Origin of the sequence: Qipengyuania proteolytica (genome assembly GCF_019711565.1) — a bacterium.
Lineage (GTDB): Bacteria > Pseudomonadota > Alphaproteobacteria > Sphingomonadales > Sphingomonadaceae > Qipengyuania > Qipengyuania proteolytica.
Genome location: NZ_JAIGNN010000001.1, coordinates 101670 through 117676, shown reverse-complemented (window position 1 = coordinate 117676; position 16007 = coordinate 101670). Strand labels below are relative to the sequence as shown.

General features: G+C 61.5%; 12 protein-coding genes and 1 tRNA gene. 8 read left to right on the top strand and 5 right to left on the bottom strand.

Annotation, left to right across the window (positions count from 1 at the left end):
- Positions 1 to 121 precede the first annotated feature (121 nt).
- The gene (locus tag K3172_RS00485; RefSeq protein ID WP_221586529.1) at positions 122 to 988 is read left to right on the top strand and encodes a dienelactone hydrolase family protein; all 867 of its coding nucleotides are present in this window, start codon (positions 122 to 124) and stop codon (positions 986 to 988) included.
- Positions 985 to 2244, top strand: a complete 1260-nt coding sequence (locus K3172_RS00480; RefSeq protein WP_345725561.1) for a serine hydrolase domain-containing protein — start codon at positions 985 to 987, stop codon at positions 2242 to 2244. The genes K3172_RS00485 and K3172_RS00480 overlap by 4 nt, the downstream gene beginning before the upstream one ends.
- 3 nt (positions 2245 to 2247) lie before the next feature.
- Here K3172_RS00480 and K3172_RS00475 read toward each other — a convergent pair whose 3' ends face one another.
- Complete coding sequence (locus K3172_RS00475; RefSeq protein ID WP_221586528.1) at positions 2248 to 3198, bottom strand: complex I NDUFA9 subunit family protein; 951 nt, start codon at positions 3196 to 3198, stop codon at positions 2248 to 2250.
- A 184-nt stretch (positions 3199 to 3382) separates the two neighbouring features.
- On the opposite strand from K3172_RS00475, the gene K3172_RS00470 reads away from it, so the two are divergent.
- The 6 genes from K3172_RS00470 (at position 3383) to K3172_RS00445 (ending at position 10753) form a co-directional block, all read left to right on the top strand.
- A tRNA-Leu gene (locus K3172_RS00470) sits at positions 3383 to 3469 on the top strand.
- Positions 3470 to 3480: 11 nt separating this feature from the next.
- Positions 3481 to 5034 carry a DUF6538 domain-containing protein gene (locus tag K3172_RS00465; RefSeq protein WP_345725560.1) on the top strand — a complete coding sequence of 518 codons (1554 nt, stop codon included), beginning with the start codon at positions 3481 to 3483 and terminating at the stop codon, positions 5032 to 5034.
- A 67-nt stretch (positions 5035 to 5101) separates the two neighbouring features.
- Entirely contained in the window at positions 5102 to 5626 is a 525-nt protein-coding gene (locus tag K3172_RS00460) for a GIY-YIG nuclease family protein (RefSeq protein ID WP_221586526.1), read from the top strand.
- Between the two features lie 779 nt (positions 5627 to 6405).
- Positions 6406 to 6747 carry a hypothetical protein gene (locus K3172_RS00455; protein ID WP_221586525.1) on the top strand — a complete coding sequence of 114 codons (342 nt, stop codon included), beginning with the start codon at positions 6406 to 6408 and terminating at the stop codon, positions 6745 to 6747.
- 51 nt (positions 6748 to 6798) lie between these two features.
- Positions 6799 to 7803: an alpha/beta hydrolase family protein gene (locus tag K3172_RS00450; RefSeq protein ID WP_221586524.1), complete on the top strand. Its 1005-nt coding sequence runs from the start codon at positions 6799 to 6801 to the stop codon at positions 7801 to 7803.
- 40 nt (positions 7804 to 7843) lie between these two features.
- Entirely contained in the window at positions 7844 to 10753 is a 2910-nt protein-coding gene (locus tag K3172_RS00445; protein WP_221586523.1) for a porin family protein, read from the top strand.
- Between the two features lie 286 nt (positions 10754 to 11039).
- Here K3172_RS00445 and K3172_RS00440 read toward each other — a convergent pair whose 3' ends face one another.
- From K3172_RS00440 to K3172_RS00425, 4 genes are read right to left on the bottom strand one after another with little or no spacing between them, the layout of a single operon-like run.
- Positions 11040 to 12407, bottom strand: a complete 1368-nt coding sequence (locus tag K3172_RS00440; RefSeq protein WP_345725559.1) for an efflux transporter outer membrane subunit — start codon at positions 12405 to 12407, stop codon at positions 11040 to 11042.
- A 2-nt stretch (positions 12408 to 12409) separates the two neighbouring features.
- Complete coding sequence (locus K3172_RS00435; protein ID WP_221586522.1) at positions 12410 to 13525, bottom strand: HlyD family secretion protein; 1116 nt, start codon at positions 13523 to 13525, stop codon at positions 12410 to 12412.
- Positions 13522 to 15207, bottom strand: a complete 1686-nt coding sequence (locus tag K3172_RS00430; RefSeq protein WP_345725558.1) for an MFS transporter — start codon at positions 15205 to 15207, stop codon at positions 13522 to 13524. The genes K3172_RS00435 and K3172_RS00430 overlap by 4 nt, the downstream gene beginning before the upstream one ends.
- Positions 15204 to 15833, bottom strand: coding sequence for a TetR/AcrR family transcriptional regulator (locus tag K3172_RS00425; protein WP_221586521.1), 630 nt, complete (start codon positions 15831 to 15833; stop codon positions 15204 to 15206). Before K3172_RS00425 ends, K3172_RS00430 begins: the two co-directional genes overlap by 4 nt.
- Positions 15834 to 16007: the final 174 nt, after the last annotated feature.

Sequence of the window (16007 nt, the reverse complement as noted above, 5' to 3'; positions counted from 1 at the left end):
CTCTCCCCAATGGCGACGTTCGGTCGCTCTATGCAACCTATCCTGCCGCGCCATTGCGGGCTTGTCCATCGCCCATTCGCGACTAGGTTGCAGGGCGGGCGGGGCAGAGGAGACTGAAAGCATGTGCGAACGCGACGACCTTCAACGCTGGGCCCGGGCAACGATCACCCGACGCGGGTTCGGAGCAGGGGCCCTCGCCGGTGCGGCCGTGGCCTGCGCGCCGGTCGAAAACACCCCGGCGGATACCGAGCCGCGCGGTGTCACCATGCGGAAGGTCAGCTTTGCCACCCCCGACGGTACGATGGACGGGGAATTCTATTCTGCCGCCGGCGGGACCCATCCGGGCGTGATCTTGTGGCCGGACATCGCCGGGATCCGCCCGGCCAAACGCCAGATGGCCGAACGTCTCGCAGAGGCGGGCTACGCCGTCCTGCTCGCGAATCCCTATTACCGTGATGTCGCGGGCCAGCAGTTCGCCGATTTCGCCGATTTTGCGGGCAATGGCGGCTGGGACAAGGTGACCCCGTGGCGCTCGAAATTCACCACCGCGACCAAGCAGACCGATGCGCGTGCCTGTGCGGTATGGCTGATGGCGCAGGCGGAGGTCGACAAGGAGCGTGGCATCGGGGCGCAGGGCTATTGCATGACCGGCAGCTTCGCCCTTCTGGCGCCGAATGCCGACACGCATATCCATGCCGGCGGCAGCTTCCACGGTGGCGGGCTGGTGACCGATGGGCCGGACAGCCCCCACCGCAATTTGCGCGCCGACGCCCATTACATCGCAGCCATCGCGCAGAACGACGACGCCAAGGCTCCGGGCGACAAGACCGCGCTGCGCGAGGCTGCGGTCGCCGTCGGTACCACGGCGGAGATCGAAGTCTATCCGGCCGATCACGGCTGGTGCGTCCCGGACTCGCCTTCTTACGACGAGATGCAGGCCGAGCGCGCGTGGTCGCGCCTGCTCGCGCTCTATAGCCAAGCCCTGTGAGAGCGCTGTTCGCGACGACGGCGTTGGCGCTGGCAGGACCGGCGGCCGCGCAGGAGGCCAGCAATCTCACACCCGATTGCGCCGCGATCGACGCCATGATCGAAAGCATGGTCGCCGAAGGGCGCACCGTCGGCGCTTCGACGCTGGTGTGGAAAGATGGTGCAGAACTGTGCTTCGAAACTGCGGGAGAGGCCGATCGCGAAGCAGCGCGACCTTTCACACGCGACACCCTGGTGCAGGTCTTCTCGATGACCAAGCCCGTCACCGGCGTCGCGCTGATGCAACTGTGGGAGCAGGGCAAGTTCGGGCTCGACGATCCGCTCGAATGGCATCTGCCGGAATACGCCAACCTGCAGGTGGCCGTGGGCGAAAAGCCCGACGGCACGCCGATCACGCAGGCGCCAAAGCGCAAGGTCACGGTCCGCGACGTGCTGCGCCATACCGCCGGCTTCACCTATGGCGCGGGCGGCAATCCGCAGAACGCGGCCGATCGCGTGTGGGAGGAGTTGCAACCGCTGTCTTCGGACAAGACGCTGGCAGAGTTCTCGCAGGCGATGGCGCAGGTGCCGCTGCTCTACGAGCCCGGCACGCACTGGAACTATTCCGCCGGCGTCGACGTGCAGGCGCGGCTGGTCGAAGTGCTCTCGGGCGAGGCGTTTGCCGACTATGTGCAGGCACATATCTTCGCTCCGCTGGGCATGGCGGACAGCGGCTGGAAGCGCAGCGCAGAGGACCTCGACCGCCTTGCACGAATCTATGTTGCGAGCGATGACGGCACCCTGGCGCCCGTGTCGCGCGACCAGTGGCTCGAGGCGAATTTCGCAGGCAAGCCGATGACAATGGGCGGATCGGGCATCGTCACCACGGTCGACGATTACCTGAAATTCGCGCGCATGCTGCTGGGTGAGGGAAGCCTCGGCGATGTGCAGGTCCTGAAGCCCGCCACCCTCCGGCTGATGGCGACCGACCAGCTCGATCCGCGGATCGGACCGGAAGACCGCTCATGGTTGGTCGGCAAGGGCAATGGCGGCTTCGGCTTCGACTTTTTCGTCCGCACCGGTCCGCCGCTGACGCCGGAGGAGTTCCGCGGCAGCGTTGGCGAATTCTACTGGGACGGCTATCCCTCGATGCTGTTCTGGGTCGATCCGCTGCAGGATATGGTCGTCATCTTCGCGACGCAGAAGATCGACTTCGACGGCACGCTCCACCGCGATATCCGCTCGGCAGTCTACGGCGCGGACTACGCCGGGCGCTGAACCTCAGGCAGTCAGCTTGTCCGTGAAGCGGCCGTGGCGGCGGTAGCGCACCATCCACCTGTCGAGGAACAGGCCGAGCGGCTTGGGCTGCATGCCGAGCTTGTCGAAGCCGGGTAATTCGCCCGATACGACATTGCCCTGTGCCAGCAGCAGCCACTGGTCGCGCGACATCGGCGTTCCCGGTAGCGCGGCGAACGCGCCGGAGATCGGGTCGGGCACGGGCAGGAAGGTCCGCTTGCGACCTTGCGCCTCGGCGATCCGCCGGTTGACCTCCATCATGGTGAGCCTTTCCGGCCCGCCGAGCTCGAAGATCATGCCCCCGAACGCGTCCGGGTTTTCGAGCGCCCGCGCACAGGCCTCCGCCACATCGTCGACATAGACGAGCTGCAGCTGGGCATCGGGACCGAACACCGGGAGCACCGGCAGGCGCGCGACCAGCCCGCCGAACATGTTGAGGAAGTTGTCGTCCTTGCCGAACAGGATCGAGGGGCGCAGGATCGTCGCCTCGGGGAAAGCGGCGAGCACGCGCTCCTCGCCCATCTTCTTGGCGCCGGCGTAGGCGATCTCGGTCTCCTCGTCGGGCTCGGCCGCGATCGCACTGACATGGACGAAGGCCGACGCCCCTTCCGCCCTGGCGGCCTCCGCCATCCAGCCCGGGGCCTCGCCCATCAGGCGATAGAGGTCGCCTTCGAAGCTGCCGACGAGATTGACCACCGCATCGGCACCGGTCAGGCATAGCTCGACGCTCTGCCGATCCGTCGCATCGCAGCGGGCGAACTGGATCTGGCCGAGATTGGCCAGCGGCTTGAGCTTGAAGGCGCGTTCGGGATTGCGGCTGGCGATGCGCACGCGCGCGCCACGTTCCAGCAGAGCCTGCGCGACATAGTTGCCGATAAAGCCGCTGCCGCCCATCAGCACCACGAGCTTGCCGTTCAACGCACTGCCTTTTGCCATCGAAATCGCCTGTCTTTCCGCCTGTGGAATCGTCGCTGCGCCCCTAGCCCCAACCCGCGCGCTGCCGCAAGCGTTCCGGCGTGCGCGCGTCCGACGCGATTGCAGTTGACAAGAATCGCCCCCCTTCGCTACTGGCGCGCTCCTACCCGCGGCCCGGCATCGGATGACCGGACCAGCATTGTGTGCCCAGATGGCGGAATTGGTAGACGCACCGTCTTCAGGTGGCGGCGCTCGCAAGGGCGTGGAGGTTCGAGTCCTCTTCTGGGCACCAGCACTTCTCAAATGCTTGAAATATCTCGGGGATCGTCCGAAAAACGGTCCCCAGAGTGCGTTAGCTACGGGAAACTGCTACGGGAAAAAGGCTCATCATCAGGCCGAAAATCCCGGAAAAGCGTCATTCCTGATGCCCGAAGCTGCTACGGAAACTTGCTACGGGATTTGCCTAAAGGCGTGTTCCAACGAGGGCGAAAGCTCTACTATCGGCACACCTTGCCGGTTGACGCTCAACGACTACTCAACCGCATCGAAATCTGGCGCTCCTTGCGGACGGACAGTCTCTCCGTGGCGTTGCGTCGATTGCCGCGTGTCGTCGCACAGATCGAATCCCAAATCGAACTTGCTCGTTCGATGGCTGGTATGGCCGTCGATGCGGCGCTTTTTCGACCATCAAACGACGATCTCGATCAGCTTCAAGCCCCTATTCCGAGCAATTTGGATCGCTGCTCATCGACGAATGCAGAAGCTCCACCACTGACGCTCGCGGAAGCGTATCGCAGCTACATCGATGACCCGACACGCTCGTGGACCGCCAGCACGCGGGAGGCGTATGAAACGAGCCGCAAGCTCGCCATCGCAGTCATCGGTGGAGATTTGCCGCTGGCCTCGATCTCTCGGGCTCACTGCCGAGACTTCCTAGAAGTTCTCCGCTTTTTGCCAGCCAACGCGGGGAAGTTGTTTCCGAAGCTGACGCCCCGCGAGGCAGCGGAGCACGCCAGAAGGCGAGAAGGCATCAAGGTCATCAGCGCAGCCAACGCCAACAACCTAATTTCGAACATGAGCAGCTTTCTTAACTGGGCTGTGAATGAGGAAATGCTCACCCGCAATCCCGCGCGTGGACTTCGACTGCCTGATCCGGTTAGTAAGCGCGACAAACGCTTTTCGTTCGCGCCCGACCAGCTTCATGCTATCTTCAATGCACCACTCTACCGTGGATGTGTCGATGGAGAGCGGGGCTACAACAAGGTGGGAGACTGCCGACCTCGCAATGCTAGATTCTGGGTCCCACTGATCGCACTGTTCACGGGGATGCGACTCGGCGAAATTTGCCAACTCGACACCACTGATATTCGTGTGATTGACGGAGTAGACTGCCTCGTCGTCAGTCAGCGCTCTCTGGTCGGAAGCACCGACAAGCAGTTGAAGACGACCGCCAGCGACAGGCTTATTCCTATCCACCCGGGGCTCATTGATTGCGGGTTTGTAAGGTTCGCCGAAGCGAAACGGAATACGGGGGGAAAGAAGCTATTCGACGACATAGAGACGGGCTCAACCGGCTCGCGCCCCGTCGCCTTTTCCAAGTGGTTCACCCAGTTCCTCCGCGCTTGCGGAGCGCAGCGCCCCCGCACCTCGTTCCACTCATTCCGCCACAACTTTCGGGATGAGCTACGCGCCGCGCGTATCGAGCACGATATTGCTCTGCTCCTTGGAGGGTGGACTACCGGATCATCTCGTAGCGCAGTCCATGAGAACTACGGCAGCGGCTACCGGGTCGATGTGCTCGACGAGGCCGTGCGGAGGCTGTCGTTTGAACAGGTAGATGTTCAACATTTGGTTTAGCCCCCTTGTGTGTGCTGGCGCAGCTATAGCAAGACCATGCTGAATATCAGGGGAAGTGAGAGGCTTAATGCGCATCACCAGTTATGGTCTATTCTGGCGCGAAGACGAAATCGACTGGTCTCCCGGTCAGGGGATCAAAAACTCGTTTCGACTCCTAGGTCGCATAGGCGCTATCCGAACAAAGATTCAGATTGCCGATTTTAGGCACCAACAAGGCATCTACATCCTTTATGACGATTATGGCCCAAGCTATGTAGGCCTGACCCGACAGCAGGGGCTGGGCAAGCGGCTGAAAGACCATCTTTCAGATCATCTGGAAGGCAAATGGGATCGCTTTTCTTGGTTTGGGTTCAAGGATATCGGTGCTGCTCAAGCAGACGGCACCATGAGCCTACTCGATTTTCAAGGCGAGCTAACCGAGAACACCCACACCACCATTGGTGATCTCGAAGCGTTGTTGATCCGCGCTATTGGACCAAAGAACAATACCGCGTGGATGCAATTCAAAGATGCCGCTGAATGGACGCAGATCAAACATGAGGAAACTGAAAAATACCTTGGCAGATTGAGAGCTACAACAACAAAAGCATGAGCCATTCACTGCACACGCTTTTCCGGGATTTTCGGCCTGATGATGAGCCTTTTTCCCGTAGCAGTTTCCCGTAGCTAACGCACTCTGGGGACCGTTTTTCGGACGATCCCCGAGATATTTCAAGCATTTGAGAAGTGCTGGTGCCCAGAAGAGGAGCGAGCATGGCCTGTTGGTTCGAGTCCTCGGTCAGGCCGTCATTTTCTCGTTTGTTTTCAGTAGTGGTGAGTTCGAGTCCCAGAAGAGGCATCAAATTCGCCCTCATTTTCACGTATTTTCAATTAGTTAGAAAACTCGGTCTGTGCGAAAAGCCCGCAAAAGGCCCGCAAAATCCGTCTAATGCATTGGTTCGATGCCTTTTTCGGGACTCGAAATTGATTCTGCGGCTCCGAATGACGCGGTGGATTTTGGTCTGCTTTGCGCCCCAATCCCGGTCATTCGGGTGGTCGCGATTTTTACCCGCAAGCTGCCGTTTATTCAGACTAAGGTTGATTGCAACTACGCGCCCCAACATCCGGCATACGGATGTTAGACACGTCTTGCTAAGAGTTACCGTGATCTTGGCTTTCGATATCCAAGCGCAAATATCGTTATTGAATCTAAATAGATCCAATCTCTGCGTGTTAGAGTGCTCGCTGCTCAAGCAAGAGATGTTGAGCTAACGCCCAGCCAAATCCGCACCTTGCTACAAGGCGCGACAAATTACGGTCGTACTGGCAAACTTCTGCGACATTGCATTATTAAAAGGTAGGATTGCAACCAACAACAAGGAGGTCAGAATAATGAAGTTTTCGATCATTCTCGCCAGTGCTGCAGTTCTTGCCACGGCATCGCCCGTCTACGCGGCCTCGCAGTGGCAGCCAAGCCGCGCAGTTCAAACCCAGATCCATGGCGACATCGCCGGACTCAAGTCACAGATCGCCCGCGCAGCGCGCTCTAGGGCGATTACGCCTCAGGACGCTTCTTTGCTTGATCGACAAGCCGATCGTCTGCGCGGATTACTGAACTCGTATTCACACGGGGGTCTTGATCGGGAGGAAGTGGGAACATTGCAGCGCGAAGTGAATACTATACGCCGCAATCTGCGCTTGGAAATACGTGATTGGGATCGCGCGCGCCGATGACTTTGGTCGCGAATTCGAAGTGACCAATCCACCACCGCTGAGGAAATGTCCATGCTCCGCAAAACCCCAAAGACTATCGCCGTCGCTTTAATATCAGCCGTCGGCCTTTCGGGATGTGTGCCACAATCCGGGATTGCTGCGAGCGGTGCGACTCCTCGCGTGAACCAGTCCGGCGAACGTATCGATGTAATCACACCGGTGTCCGCCCTCCCAGAGGGCGCGTCAGACCCGCGCAGCCGAAGCGGAGTTGCGTTTGCATTCCAGGCGCAAGGCTCGGAGCAAGGTATTCCTATCGTGCTCGTCCCCGGCCTTGGTCTTTCGTCTAGTATGTTTACCGAGACACCTGATGGCAGGAGCAGCTGGGCGCAAGCATTTGCGGCAGCAGGTCACACCACCTATGTCTACAACGATCCAAGCATTCTTTATGATGCCGAGAGTGAACCCGAAAGCGGTGCGTCGCGCTGGAGCGCGTCTCGCGCATGGACAACGTGGGGAATGGGGCCGGAATACGGATCGGCCTATCCCGATGCACAATATCCGGTCGAGAATTTTGACCGGCTGGTTGAGAGTTTTCCATACCACGTAAGCTATGGCGACGGCGGCCGAGGTGCATCGGGCGGCGATACATCGGTGGCCTTGAAATCGGCCAATCTCGAAGCCTTGATGGATGATAGATGTCCTTGCGTCTTGGCCGTGCATTCGGCTTCCGGCCCGACGGGTTTTGATCTTGCCGAGCGCAGACCCGACCTCGTCGCTGGACTAATTCTACTGGAACCTGTGGGCGCACCCACCGACGCTGCCAAAGTCGAAAGCGTTTATCGCACCATTCCAACTCTCGGAGTTTATGGCGACTATATCGCCCAGCGCCGGCAGTCGGGCCGCAAGGAAGCGGTAGAGACCATGCTCGGCATCATCAACGATAGCGGCGGCAGCTCGGAAATGATCGACCTTCCGGCAATGGGCATCGCGGGCAACAGCCACCTCATGTCGCAGGACCGCAACTCCAATGAAATCGCGCAATTGATTCTCGGCTGGATCGATAAAACTGTCCCCTGATTGGTCACCGACCTTTCTTGCCAAACTGAAAGATACACTCATGATTGCCAGGCATAGCCTGTTCTACAGCGCCTCGCTTGCCGCTCTCATTCCTCACCCCGCGTGGGCGCAGCAGACCGACACTCCTGCAGAAACGCAAACTGGCGAGAGCCAGAATTTGGAGCAAACCGACGCAGCCTCTGCGGACGATCCTTTTATTGATGACGGCTCAGGCAATGTCATCGTGGTTACCGCATCGGGCGAGCGCAAGCTGCGCGGAGCAGTGGACGGTGATATCGAACCCGAAGTTCAACTCGACAGAGCCCAGATCCGCGCGCTGGGTGTTTCAAACCTCGCAGAAGTCCTTGAGGAATTGGCGCCGCAAATCGGAAGCGCGCAAGGCCGTGGTGGTGAGCGCCCGGTAGTGCTGGTTAATGGACGCCGCATCAGCAGTTTCCGCGAAATTCGTGGCTATCCGCCTGAAGCGGTAGTGCGGATCGACATCCTGCCCGAAGAGGTTGCACTGACTTATGGCTATAGCGCCAATCAGAAAGTCGTGAATTTTGTTTTGCGTCCCCGGTTCAACGCTATCACCGCCGAAATCAGGGCGGGCACAACAACCGATGGAGGCGGCGGTACCCAGCGCGCATCTGTCAACTATCTTGCGGTGAGGCAGGAAAACCGCCTTAGCGTCGACCTTGAATATAAACGTGATGGCGGCTTGTTGGAAGCTGACCGCGATATTCTGGCCCGCGATCGCGGCGCAGCATTCGGTACTCCTGGCAATGTCGTTGCGGTGAGCGGCGGAGAGATCGATCCTGCATTAAGCGCCCTTGCCGGTGAGACCGTCACGATTGCTGCGTTGCCAGCGGAAGTTGGATCCCTACGTGATTTCGTCGCCGGTGCAAATGATCCAGCCCCTAGTGACGATACGGAGTTCCGTAGCCTGCGCGGTTCGAGCGATACAGCCGACCTCTCCGTTTCGTTGGCGCGCCCTGTTGCCGGAACGACCACCTTTAGTGGCACGATTGGCATCAGTGCACAGGAAGGCACGAGCCTTTTAGGTTTACCTGAAGTAGCCGTAATTGTGCCAGCTACAAACCCAAATTCGCCATTTGTGCAGGACGTCCGCGTCTTGCGCCAGATTGACGATGCACCTGCTTTGCAGCGGGAAACGAGCTCTCGCAATTTCGAGCTGGCGACAAATTTCTTGGGCGATTTGGGCGGTTGGCGTTGGTCGGCGGGACTTGGTTACGATCATGGCGAAAGGGAGACCTTGACTGATAGGGATCCGGCCCTCGACGCCTATCAACAAAAAATCCTGACAGGCGATCCGGCGCTCAATCCTTTCACCCAAATCCCTTCATCGGCGCTGGTTTCTGCCGGCCGCGACCGATCCTATTCGAATACCGAAGATGTGAGTGCGCAGGCCACCTTTGGGGGAACGGTGCTCCAGCTTCCTGCAGGATCAGCTACCGCCTCTTTGCGCACAAATGCTCGCTATCAGCATATCGACAGTCAATACTACCGCCAGAATACGGTGGGTGCTGCAGTCCTCGACCGAGCAACCTTGGGCGCTCAGGCAAGCTTGGACGTGCCAGTTCTCGAATATCGCGGACCAGGCCCAGACTGGCTGGGCGACTTGTCGCTCAATCTCAACAGTGAAGTAAGCGAATTGTCAGATGCGGGCACTCTTTTAACCTTGGGCGGGGGCCTTAACTGGGAACCAATTCCCGAAATCCGAGTGATCGCCTCGTTTTCGCGGGAAGAAGGCGCGCCCTCGATTCAGCAGCTTGGCGACCCTCTGATTGAGACGCCCAATGTCGCGACAATCGATTTCGTCACGAGCGACACCGTGGAAATTACCCGTCTGAGCGGAGGAAACACTGGTCTCGGCACTGATACACGGCGCGTGTTCAAGCTGGGCACTACTGTCCGCCCGTTCGAGGAGTTCGACCTGTCGCTAAATGCAAATTACACCGACACAAGGATCGACAACCCAATTGCGAGCTTCCCTACCGCAACGGCTGAGATCGAGCGCGCCTTTCCTGACCGCTTTATCCGCGATGCCGGCGGAAGGCTCATTTCGGTTGACGCGCGTCCCATCAATTTCGCTTCGTCAGAAGAACGGCAATTACGCTGGGGCATAAACTTGTCTGTGCCTATTGGCTCTGAGAATGTGGCGCGTGGCGGAGGTCGTGGCGGCAACAGTGGCGGAGGCGGAGGACGTGGTGGCGGAGCCGGTCGCGGCACAGCGCCCTCTGACAGCGCCGACGCTCAACCAGATTCGTCTGGGACACAGAGCACAGTCGGCGAAGCTGCCGGCGCGCTTGGTAACAGCGACGCGTCAGAATCCGGCAAAACACAACAGGATAGCAACCAGAGCAGCCGCCGCCGGGGTGGCGGCCAGAGTGCGGCGCGCGGTGGAGGGAGCGGAGGTCGTGGTGGCGGCAGTGGACGCGGCGGCGGGGGTGCCGGTCGTCTCAGCTTCTCGGTTTATCATACCTGGGCATTGGAAAACCGGATTGAGATCGGCCCTGAGATACCCGCACTCGACATGCTCGACGGATCGGCGACAGGCGGCAGAGGCGGCGCGCCGCGTCACGAAGTCGAAGCACAGCTCGGTTTCTCGCTTGCTGGTTTTGGGGCGCGCGCGACGGGCACTTGGCGCTCTGCGACGAATGTTCTTGTAGACCGGCTCGACCAGGCTGGATCGCCGGACGACCTCTTCTATGAGCCGGAAATGCAAGTCGATTTGAGGCTTTATGTTGATTTCAACCAACAGCGTAGCCTGGTGGAGGAGGTGCCCTTCCTGCGCGGATCGCGGCTAACGCTGAACGTGGACAATGTCTTCAACGACCGGCCAGATGTGTTCGATGGAGCAGGGATAACGCCACTCGCATATCAACCATCCCTACTTGAGCCAGCCGGCCGGACGGTTTCGATTAGCTTCCGCAAACTGTTCTTTTAGAGAGCTGAACGTTGGTATTGCGAAATAAGCGTGCGCGGGGGGGGTCAATACAGTGCTAATCGATTAACTTCGAAGTGACAGCTTTTCCACGCAACACCCGAAGTCCGGACCGTCCGCTTGCGGCCCAATTCCTACCAGTCCGCAAAGCGCCCTAATTACGGTCATTCGGGCTTTGATAGAGATCGCGTGAAAGCGGACCGTCACCAGCGCTTCGGCAATGAGTCCCTCTGACCGATTATGGGGGGAAGCAGCGCTCTTCTGTCCTAGGCCCGAAGGGCTTGCCTATTCATTCTGGCGCCCCGCCCACCGCCTGATAGAGCCCGACCAGCGCGGTCAGTTCATCGGCCCTTACTTGCACCAGCGACAGCTCAACGCCTAGCAAGGCACGCTGTGCATCGACCTGCTCGATGTAGGGTGTGTAGCCGGCACGATAGCGGTTGCGTGCATGGCGAAGTGCATCGGCCACGGCAACCTGCTGGGCTTCGAGTGCAGCTTTCTGCACTTCCAGATTGGCCAGAACCGCCATGCGATCCTCTACTTCGCGAAAAGCGTTGAGGACGGCCGAGCGGTAGGCCCAGGCCGCCTGGTCCCGTTGCGCTGTCGCCCCGTCGAGCTGTGCCTGGAGCTTCCCGCCCTGGAAGATCGGAGCAAGGATGCTGCCACCCAGCGACCAGACACTTACGGGATCGGCAAGCTGGTCGGATAGCACTACACCCGCCGCCGCTCCGAGATCGATGGAAGGCATGAAATCGGCGCGGGCCACGCGCATTTGGGCATCGGCCGCCGCAATGCGGTACTCCGCTGCCGCGACATCCGGACGGCGGCGAAGCAGCTCGGACGGAAGGATAGCAGGTGCAGGTGGCTGGCGCAGATCGGCCAGCGTCCCGCCCCGCTCGATCGCACCCGGCAATTCGCCGGTCAGTACCGAGAGGGCGTTTTCCTGACGCGCGATCTGCGCCTTTAATTGCGGAACGAGTTGCGCGGTGGCCTGGTATTCGGCTTCGGCCTGCCTGAGAGGTAGCTGCGAGGTGTAGCCGACCTCGGCCCGGTCGCGGGCGAACTTCACCGCCTCCTGCCGTGCAACCAGCGTTTCCTTGAGCACGGAAAGCCGGCTGTCGAGCGCCAGCAGGGTGATATAGCCGCTGGCAGTTGCCGCGCTCACCGACAGCCGCGCCGCCTCTGCGCCCGCCGCGCTGGCAGCGACACCCGCCTCTGCGGCATCAATGCGGGCGGCGTTCTTGCCGAAAAGATCGACTTCGTAGGAGGCGCGGAAGGCTGGCTGTGCTGCAACCGAGGTCTGCGCCTGACCGAAGGGTGATATCTCGCGCCGGACGCCGCCCTCCACGCCAGCGCCGACAGAAGGCAGGAGGTAACCGCGCGAACCCAGTTCGGTCGCGCGCGCCTCCTCGACACGGGCAGCGGCGACCTGCACGTCGGCGTTGTTGGCCCGTGCCTTTTCGACGAGGTACGAAAGCTGAGGGTCGCCGAACGAGTTCCACCAGGCCTGTTCGACCGGCGCGGTCACACCGAGGTCTGTGCGCCATTCGGTTGGCGGGGCAACGGCGCTACCGATCGGGGCCTGCTGCAGCGCGGGTGCGCAGGCAGAGAGGGCGAGTGCGGTGGTGGCCATCAGGGCGAGCGATCTGCGCTTCACGATCAATCCTCCGTATGGACGGTCGCGACAACCGACATGCCCGGACCGAGCCGCTTTGCCGCCTCCTGTCCCTTGTCGAGCACGATGCGCACGGCGATACGCTGCGGTACCTTCACGAAATTGCCTGCGCCGGTGTCGGGCTTCACGAGGCTGAATTCGCTGCTGGCCGCAGGCGCAATGCTCTCGACGCGGCCGGTCAGTTCGATACCGCCCAGCGCGTCGATTTCGAGCGTGGCGCGCTGGCCGACCGCCATCTTCGCGGTCTGCGTTTCCTTGAAATTGGCCACCACCCAAAGATCGTCGGGCACGATATACATGAGCTGGGTCCCGGCAGTGACCAGCTGGCCGACACGCGCGGTGACCTCGCTCAACCGGCCCGCACGCGGGGCGCGGATTTCGGTGCGCGACAGTTCGAACTCGGCAAGTCCCTCGGTCGCCTCGGCGCCCGCCACCTGCGCTTCGAGCGCGCCGCGCCCGACAGTGACCGAGCGCACGTTTTCCGCCGCAATCGCGCGCTGCGCCTGCGCCTGCCTGACGCCTGCCTGCGCCTGCTGTAGCGCTGCGCGGGCCTGGTCGCGCTCACGTAGCGAAACCGAGCCTTCGCCGACCAGCTCGGCAATGCGGTTCATGTCGGCCTGCGCCTTCTGCAGCCCGGCGCGTGCAGCAGCAACGGCGGCATCCTGCAGTTCGAGCTGAGCCTGTGCCGAGCGCAGGCTTTGCGCGCTGTTGGCGAGCGTGGCTTGTTGTGCTGCCGTATTGGCCTCGCCCTGCTGGAGCTTTTGCTGGAAGGGCGCATCGTCGATCCGCGCCAGGAGGTCGCCCTCTTGGACGCGCTGGAAGTCAGCCACCGGCACTTCGACAAGGTAGCCTGCAACCTGCGGACTGACGACCGTGGTACGGCCGCGGACGTAGGCGTTGTTGGTCGTTTCATCGCCGCCTGCGAAGGGCGGCAGGCCCCAGGCGAACAGCGCGCCGAGAATGCCGAGGACAATTATGATCGCTGCGACGACAATGCGGCGGCGCGAGGGATAGGGCGACCACCCCATCTCCTGTTCGGGAGCGGGTGCTTCATCCGGAATGATCTCGGCTTCGGTTTCGGCCGGGGGCGAATTGGTCATTGTCTGGTCCTTGCGAGCATGGCCTCCATGAAGGCCAGTTCCTTGGCAAGCGGGTTACGCCCGCGAATTTTGTTGAGGAGCCACGGCACGAAGACGACGACGAACGTCACTGCCGACAGCGTGCCGATGAGGAAGAAAACGTCGTTGAAAGCGAGCACGGCGGCCTCGCGGCCGACTTCCTGCGAGACACTTGCGGCAGCGGCCTGCTGTTGAAGCGCGGGATCGCCCTGGAGCGGCGCTGCGCGCTGAGCGGCATTGCCGAGAGCCTGGCCCAGCTGCTGGTTGGCGAGAGTGAGCGTACTGCCCGCATCGATGAGATGCGTCTTGAGGCGCACGGTGTGGAAGGCGGACAGCAGCGAGATCCCCGCCAGGCCGCCGATCGATTGCGAGAGCGAGAATATCGCGATGAAGCTGATGACATAGCTCTGGCCCGCCGCAAGCGCGCGCAGCATCCCCTCCATCATGATCGGCCCCATGGCGAAAACCGCAGCGAAGGCGATCGCGGCCTGCGTGAGGTATAGGTCCTGCGGCCGTGTCATCACCCCCGTGCGCGTATCGGCAAAGGCGGCGATGCAGATGACGAGGATCGCGAAGAGTACGGGGCGGGTGAGGTCCTTGGGATCGAGGCGAACCACCGACAGCGCCATGCCGCCAAACGTCGCCCCGGCAAGCACCCAGAAATAACCGGTCAGCTGCTCGTTGCCGTAACCCAGCGCGGCGAGCATCCCGCTCGCCCCGAACCCCTGTTCGGCAACGAGGATGCGCACCGTCGCCCCGATCAGCGCAAGCGCGAGGATCGCGCGGCTCGACAGCCAGCTGAGATCGAGCATGGGGCTCTTGCGGTTGGCTTCGATCAGGAAGCAGCCGCCAAGCGCGAGGATGCTGGCGGCCAGCGCGTAACCGAGCCATGGCGTGTCCCACCACTGGATGCGGCCCTGGATCAGGAAGGCGCACAGTGCTGCGACCCCGACGACGAACAGGGCGATGCTCGGGATATCGAGCTTCTCGAAGGTCTGCTTGCGGATGCCCGGCGGCAGGCGCAACCAGTAGACCATTCCCAGGCCCAGTAGCGAAAGCGCGAACTGGAACTGGAAGATATGGCTGATCTCGCCGTCGACCAGCAGCACTGGCGACAGCGCGCGGGTCAGCGGGAAGGCGACCTGCGTGAGGCCGAGCGAGATGACCAGTCCGCCAACACGCATGGCCGCAGGCAGGCCCTGCATGAGGTAATAGATCGCGAGTGCGGAGAGGCCGCTGGCGGCAATGCCCGCAACTGCGCGCGCGGCGAGCTCGGGGTAGTAGCCGGGCCCGATCATCTGTACGAAATTGGCCGCGACCAGTCCCGCCATGGCCCAGCGCACGAAGGGCTGGATGCCGAATTCCTGGCGCACGCGGAACAATAGCATGCTCATTGTCGCGTAGGTCGAATAGAAGGCCACGGTCAGCCAGCCTGTTTCGACCGGGGTCAGTGCGAATTCGGCTTGGAGTGCCGGTGCGTTGGCAAGGAGGAAACCGTTTTGCGCGCCGCCCACCAGGGCCATGAAGATGCCGATGGCGAGATAGGCCGCTCGGCGCGCCGGAGGATGGTCGGGATTGGCCGGAGAGCCGGGGAGGATCGGCATCTCGTGCGGCTTGAACCGGTAGCCGTCCACCGTGTCGATGAGGGTGTTGCGGCCCGTCACTGTATCAGCGTTCCCTCAACGAGTACCTCTTCGAGCGCGGCTGCAAATTGGGCATCGTCTTCCATGCCGCCGACAAGCTTGCCGATGCGTTCGCGCCGGGCGATGGTACTGGCGGCGGAATAGATGAAATTCGCCACCCTGAAGTCGAGATGCGCCGGCGGCTTGTCACGCTCCTCCGTTGCGGCTTGCGCCAAGGCGATGAAATGCTGGTGAAGGGGCAGCGAGAGCGTTTCGAGCAGCCATTGCGACCGGTCGCTGTGGACGGTGATGTCGCGCAGCAACAAGCGCGGGACCTCGGGGCGATCGAGAAGATAGGCGAGGAAGGCGCGCGAGGAATGGGCCAGGCGGTCCTGCGCGGTGCCGGCGTTCCTCTCGCGCAAGGCAAGATCGAGCGCGTCGTGAAGGTCGACCGCCGCCTGCGAGACGATCTCTTTCCAAAGCCCATGCTTGCCGCCGAAACGGTAGGAGATCAGCGCCACGTCGACACCCGCATCCTTCGCGATTTCGCGCAGCGAGGTCGCTTCGAAACCCTGCGCGGCAAATCGCTGCAGCGCGGCGTTGGCAATCGCCGCGCTGGTATCGGTATTGGGTTCGCTGGGGCGTCCGCGCCCGCGTCGGTCAGTCATGTGCGCTTCCTTGTGCGTCGCAACATAAGGACCGGCAATTCAATATTCAACGTCTGTTGAATAATTCGACAAGGTGTGGGGCTCCCTGCGCGGAGCGACCCGTCATCCATGGATAACCGCGATTTCGCGAACGGTTCCGCGGGCGACGAAAAATTGCGTTTCGAAACCGATGTG

Bases quoted from the DNA above. Each gene is read 5' to 3' on its own strand.
- K3172_RS00475 (WP_221586528.1), bottom strand. From the start codon at position 3,198: ATGGCAAAAGGCAGTGCGTTGAACGGCAAGCTCGTGGTGCTGATGGGC.
- K3172_RS00450 (WP_221586524.1), top strand. From the start codon at position 6,799: ATGCTCCGCAAAACCCCAAAGACTATCGCCGTCGCTTTAATATCAGCC.
- K3172_RS00485 (WP_221586529.1), top strand. From the start codon at position 122: ATGTGCGAACGCGACGACCTTCAACGCTGGGCCCGGGCAACGATCACC.
- K3172_RS00455 (WP_221586525.1), top strand. From the start codon at position 6,406: ATGAAGTTTTCGATCATTCTCGCCAGTGCTGCAGTTCTTGCCACGGCA.
- K3172_RS00425 (WP_221586521.1), bottom strand. From the start codon at position 15,833: ATGACTGACCGACGCGGGCGCGGACGCCCCAGCGAACCCAATACCGAT.
- K3172_RS00445 (WP_221586523.1), top strand. From the start codon at position 7,844: ATGATTGCCAGGCATAGCCTGTTCTACAGCGCCTCGCTTGCCGCTCTC.
- K3172_RS00435 (WP_221586522.1), bottom strand. From the start codon at position 13,525: ATGACCAATTCGCCCCCGGCCGAAACCGAAGCCGAGATCATTCCGGAT.
- K3172_RS00460 (WP_221586526.1), top strand. From the start codon at position 5,102: ATGCGCATCACCAGTTATGGTCTATTCTGGCGCGAAGACGAAATCGAC.
- K3172_RS00465 (WP_345725560.1), top strand. From the start codon at position 3,481: ATGCTTGAAATATCTCGGGGATCGTCCGAAAAACGGTCCCCAGAGTGC.